The organism is Oleiphilus sp. HI0117, from assembly GCF_001635235.1.
Map to the genome: position 1 here is coordinate 1 of NZ_LWGA01001263.1, position 5,083 is coordinate 5,083.

Annotated in this window: 5 protein-coding genes and 1 pseudogene; all 6 read left to right on the forward strand. The window is 44.6% G+C overall.

The window, feature by feature from the left end; genetic code table 11:
• On the forward strand, positions 1-553 hold a 553-nt coding region (locus A3757_RS27200), incomplete at its 5' end, for a hypothetical protein (RefSeq protein ID WP_197470217.1).
• On the forward strand, positions 550-2,316 hold the full coding sequence (locus tag A3757_RS22005; protein WP_068554093.1) for a hypothetical protein: 1,767 nt from the start codon (positions 550-552) through the stop codon (positions 2,314-2,316). The genes A3757_RS27200 and A3757_RS22005, both read left to right, overlap by 4 nt.
• Positions 2,316-2,906 carry a hypothetical protein gene (locus tag A3757_RS22010; protein WP_068506657.1) on the forward strand — a complete coding sequence of 197 codons (591 nt, stop codon included), beginning with the start codon at positions 2,316-2,318 and terminating at the stop codon, positions 2,904-2,906. The genes A3757_RS22005 and A3757_RS22010 overlap by 1 nt, the downstream gene beginning before the upstream one ends.
• 2 nt (positions 2,907-2,908) lie before the next feature.
• Complete coding sequence (locus A3757_RS22015; RefSeq protein WP_068566667.1) at positions 2,909-3,256, forward strand: hypothetical protein; 348 nt, start codon at positions 2,909-2,911, stop codon at positions 3,254-3,256.
• A 46-nt stretch (positions 3,257-3,302) separates the two neighbouring features.
• Positions 3,303-4,378 (forward strand): IS3 family transposase gene (locus tag A3757_RS22025; RefSeq protein ID WP_156491835.1). Its coding sequence is split into 2 segments (ribosomal slippage): positions 3,303-3,555 and positions 3,555-4,378, totalling 1,077 coding nucleotides; the frame shifts between segments, so codons are not numbered across the junction.
• Positions 4,379-4,700: 322 nt separating this feature from the next.
• Positions 4,701-5,083: pseudogene (locus A3757_RS22030) on the forward strand (IS21 family transposase); the annotation flags it as partial.

Below are 5,083 nucleotides of genomic sequence, written 5' to 3' on the forward strand. Positions count from 1 at the left end.
ATTGGCTCAGTACAGAGAAATAGCGCTGAACAAAATTAATGAGCTACCAGACGAAGTATCCAGAAAACTATTTAAGCTCTCTGACAGTCATGATCTCAATTTTCATTTTGACCAATTAAATGCGAGTAGATGGTTCAAACCTCAACACATAAAGGCCAGTACATCCGGCACGGAGATTCATGAAAAATACCGGGTTGGCCAATGCAGTATTGTTGGTGGGGATTTCCCCTTACCACCCAAGATCTTCGTTGAAGGTGACCAACTGTATGTTCTTTCTGACACGCATATTTGGAGACTCTATGCCGATTCATTTGGGGCGACACTCATTCCCAGCGAGAATCTACAACTTGAAGATCTAAAACAAATAGATCAACAGATAAGTTACAACCCAAAACTCATATCGCTCGGCCGTTTCAGCGACCTTACAGATATCAATTCGGTCGCACAACTTGACGATACACTCGTATTTACCTCGCCGGAGACTTTCTCAGTCATCATTACTGAGTGTTCGGGATCTGCGGTCTTGAATACAAGTAAAGGTCGCTCATCATGATAACCGACGAGTCGCTTTTAGAGCGTTGGCAGTCATCCTGGAGTGAAGCGCTTGCTTTGTGGAGTCGCTATACACAATTAAGAAACCCACTTTTATGTGAGACGCATCTAGAAGCTTCAAAACAGGGCTTATCTGGTAGCTTTGCCATGATCCGTTTGAATGATCAGGCTGTCGTAGTTGATTTAGAAGCGATCACCAAATACAAGCTTCAAGACTATGCAGTTGAAGTGCTTGCTCACGAGATTGGTCACCATATTCTTTCGCCAGCAACACTCACAGATCATGCCCGTATGATAGCGAGAATCCATGTCTGCCTTCCTACGTTAGAGAACCAGGCAGGTATGGTCGCCAACCTGTATTCAGACCTACTAATTAACAACCATCTCCAGCGTCAGTTTGGCCTCAGAATGGACGAGGTCTACAAGCGAATAGATCAAGGGGGATCGAATAGCCGAGTATGGCATCTTTACATGCGTATCTATGAGCATCTATGGCAGCTTAAATCGGGCTCTCTAGGAGGGCAGTCGGATTCTGATGCCATGGAGGGAGATGCATGGTTGGGTGCGAGAATTATAAAGGTCTATGCAGAGGATTGGCTTAAGGGGGCGTCTAGATTTGCGTCCCTCTTATTGCCTTACTTGGCTGAAGAAAAAAATACGGCAGATCAGATAGCCAAGTTAATGGATACAAAACATGCTGGAGCCGGGCAGTTTCCTTCCGGCTTGATCAATAAGGATCAGGGTGAAATGGATAATATTCACCCATCAATGGATCCAGATTTGATCGGCGATGCGAGCGCAAATGAGGCAGGAGCAAGGGAATCTAACCTAGGTGAAAGCTCACAATCAGATGGCAATGGCCAGTATCGTGAACCATTCGAGTATGGGGAAATTTTAAAATCCGCAGGTATCGACCTATCAGATCATCAAATCGCAGTGCGTTATTACCGTGAGCGCTCAATACCACATCTGGTTTCGTTTCCATCAAAGAGGCAGCTCGTGAAAACCGAACTTATTCCGGAAGGAACAACTCTTTGGGAACCGGGGGAGCCAATTGAAGATGTGGACTGGTTTAGCTCAATGTCCATGAGTCACAAGGTGATACCGGGTGTTACCACCGTTAAGCGAGAATGGGGATTTGACGAGGGTGCAGAGCCAGAGGTAGAACCTTGCGATTTAGATTTATATGTAGATTGCTCTGGCTCAATGCCAAACCCACAACAAAATACGTCATACACGACGATTGCTGGCGCTATTCTATGCTTGTCAGCACTGAGAGCCGGCGCTGCAGTTCAAGTCACTTTATGGAGTGGCGCAAGGCAGTTCAAAACCACCAATGGCTTTGTAAGGAACGAAGAGTTAATTCTCAATGTTTTGACTGACTACTTGGGCGGCGCAACAGCATTCCCGATACATATTCTAAGAAAGACCCACATAGAGAAACCAAGGACTAGAAACTCCCATATTGTGATTTTGTCGGATGATGGCGTCACAACACTTTTTGACACGGATGAAAAAGGTAACTCAGGCTGGGGTATATCTAAGCAGGCATTAGAGAATGCAAAGGGCGGCGGTACGATGGTGTTAAATTTACACTGGGATTATCCCTTGCCACCTAACAATAAATGGATGGCGGACCATGATGCCGCTTTAAAGCAAGCCGAGGCTCAACAAGGTTGGGATATATTCCCGGTGACGTCTTGGGAAGCGATGACTGATTTTGCTCGGGCATTTAGCAGAAAACACTATGAGGGAGCAGAATAATGACTCAACTCATAACTCGTAGCAATGGTAGTGCCGAAGGCCCCGATATCAACGTATTGCACCATCGGCTAACCGAGTTCCCTAAAGAATTGTTAAACCCTCAATTACCACCTTACTTTTATGCTCTAGTTCATGATGCTCTATATGATTTAAGCACCTCAGTGCGAGCATCAGAACTCACTCGTTTTAAACGGCCTTATGAGCAATGTGATTGGTATCGCGCAACGATGTTGATCGCGTATTTTTTAATGGATAACAGCTTTAAGGGCTTTAGGTTTGAACTGGCTCTTCTGTTGGATGCCTTTGAAAACACAGCTAAAGAACTGGCCCAAGCTGGAACCAACAAGGTATACATCAATGATGTTGATAGAAGAGAAGAGTTTATTCGAGTTGTACTGTCTTCCATAAACCTGCGACCAAAAGGAGAGACAAACAACCAAGCTGAAGATAGATTACAAGCGGTTAGCTCGCTGGAAAGAATGAAGGTTCTCAAAGCCGCGAAAGTAGCAGAGCAAAGAGCTCACGATCTTCGAGTTGCTTTAGCTAAACAAAAAGCCAAAGAAGCGGCTGACAAGATGACACGGGAATAATCATGCAAGCAGCGCCCTGGAATGATTATGAGCGTATGCCAAATTTAGACGAGTCTGGAAGTGCTCGTCTTAAGCACTTGGTTGATCAGCCTCATGCGCCAATATTCAGGAATCAATCAGGTCATCATCTGGCTCAACATGAGCTAGACGAATTAGGTCATTTTACCCGTGAAGAAACCAATCTTAATGCTTCAGCCTGCGCCGGCGAAAATAAATGGATCGATCCTTTTCTAGGAAAATGCCTTGAGAGTGTTCCTTTCTATAAACATTACGATAAAAGCGTCCAAAGATTCGAAGACTATCCAACAATTGATCGTTCAGATTTGGTAATCCCCCCTAAAAATAATTGAAGTCAAAAGTAGAATTTTCTCGTAACATTTACGCAGGAGATTCTGCATGAAAAAATCAAAATACACCGATAGCCAGATTATGGCGATTCTTAAACAAGCCGAAGCCGGCACGCCGGTACCAGAGCTTTGCCGTGAATATGGCATGAGTTCAGCTAGCTTTTATAAATGGCGTGCAAAATATGGTGGTATGGATGCATCGATGATGTCTCGCTTAAAAGAGCTTGAAGAAGAAAACCGTCGATTAAAAAAGATGTATGCAGAGGAACGACTGAAGGCTGAAATTGTTCAGGAAGCGCTACAAAAAAAGTGGTGAAGCCATCTCGGCTCAAGGAGGTGGCCCAGAATGCGGTGGCGAATCGGTCTATCAGTATACGATTAGCATGCTCTGCCGTCGGTATCAGCGAAACGTGTTATCGCTATCAATCTAAGTTGAACGCTGAGAATGAGGAAATTGCCAATTGGTTGATTAAATTGACTGAGCAAGATTCTGACTGGGGCTTTGGTTTATGCTTTGATTACCTTCGCAATGTGAAGCGATTTACCTGGAATCATAAGCGTGTGTATCGAATTTATTGCGAGTTAGCACTGAACCTTAGGATCAAACCGAGAAGGCGCCTCAAGCGACATAAACCAGAGCCATTGAAAGAACCGATTCGAGCCAACCAAATTTGGTCTATGGATTTTATGCATGATCAATTGGCCGATGGACGTAAATTTCGTCTGTTTAATGTGATTGATGATTATCGACGTGAAGGCATTGCGATTGAAGCAGGCTTCTCTTTGCCTACGATGAGAGTCACTCGTGTACTCAACCAGTTGCTTGAATGGCGTTCCAAGCCGATAGCTATTCGATGCGATAATGGGCCTGAGTTTATCAGTCATGAGTTTGTCTCATGGGCAAAGAATCATGATATTCGGATTGAATATATTCAGCCTGGCAAGCCACAACAGAATGCTTATATCGAACGCGCAAACAGGACCATTCGTTATAGCTGGCTCAGCAAACATCTTTTTGAAACGCTTGAAGAGGTCCAAGACTATGCAACAAACTGGTTATGGTTTTACAATCATGAAAGGCCACATAAAGCTAACGGAGGCAGGCCACCGTTAATGGCTGCATAACTTCTACTTTTAGCTTCGGTTAAAAATGGGAGGATTACCATTTGAGTGTAAGTATCACTGATTTTGTGCCTGATTGCGTATTCCGCGCGAACCTGATCGCTCGTTGCGATTCAAAGTGATCACCTGTTGCGACGGAACGTGATCACTCATTGCGATTCAAAATGACTCACTTTTAGCTGTTATCGCAAACGGTGATCGAGTAATCGCAACGACTGATCACCATCAATCACAAACTCCTTCCATGCATTGAAACTCAATTTGTCGAGCACGTTATTCTTAGCGCTTTTAAGCCGAGAGTACGATGCCAAACAAGAGATTAGCAATGCGACACATTAAAGATATTCTCCGCCTCAAACTCGAGGCAAAACTGAGTCATCGAAATATTGCCCGCAGCTTAGGAATCGGCGTAGGCACTGTTTCCACTTATGGAAAAAGAGCGGTTGATGTTGGGCTAACCTGGCCACTTCCAATAGAGATGACTGACAATGAACTAGAACGTTTATTATTCCCCGACGCCAAGATCAATACGCGCCATGGTCGGGTTATGCCTGATTGCGCTGCCATTCACCAAGAACTCAAGCGCAAAGGCGTTACCAAGCAATTGTTGTGGGAGGAATATAAGCAAATACATGGCGACGCGGGCTATCAGTATTCGCAATATTGCGGCTACTATCGTGAATGGCGTTCTAAGCAAAAGCGCTCCAT

Coding starts and splice junctions, on each gene's coding strand:
- A3757_RS22005 (WP_068554093.1), top strand. CDS start 550: ATGATAACCGACGAGTCGCTTTTAGAGCGTTGGCAGTCATCCTGGAGT.
- A3757_RS22010 (WP_068506657.1), top strand. CDS start 2,316: ATGACTCAACTCATAACTCGTAGCAATGGTAGTGCCGAAGGCCCCGAT.
- A3757_RS22015 (WP_068566667.1), top strand. CDS start 2,909: ATGCAAGCAGCGCCCTGGAATGATTATGAGCGTATGCCAAATTTAGAC.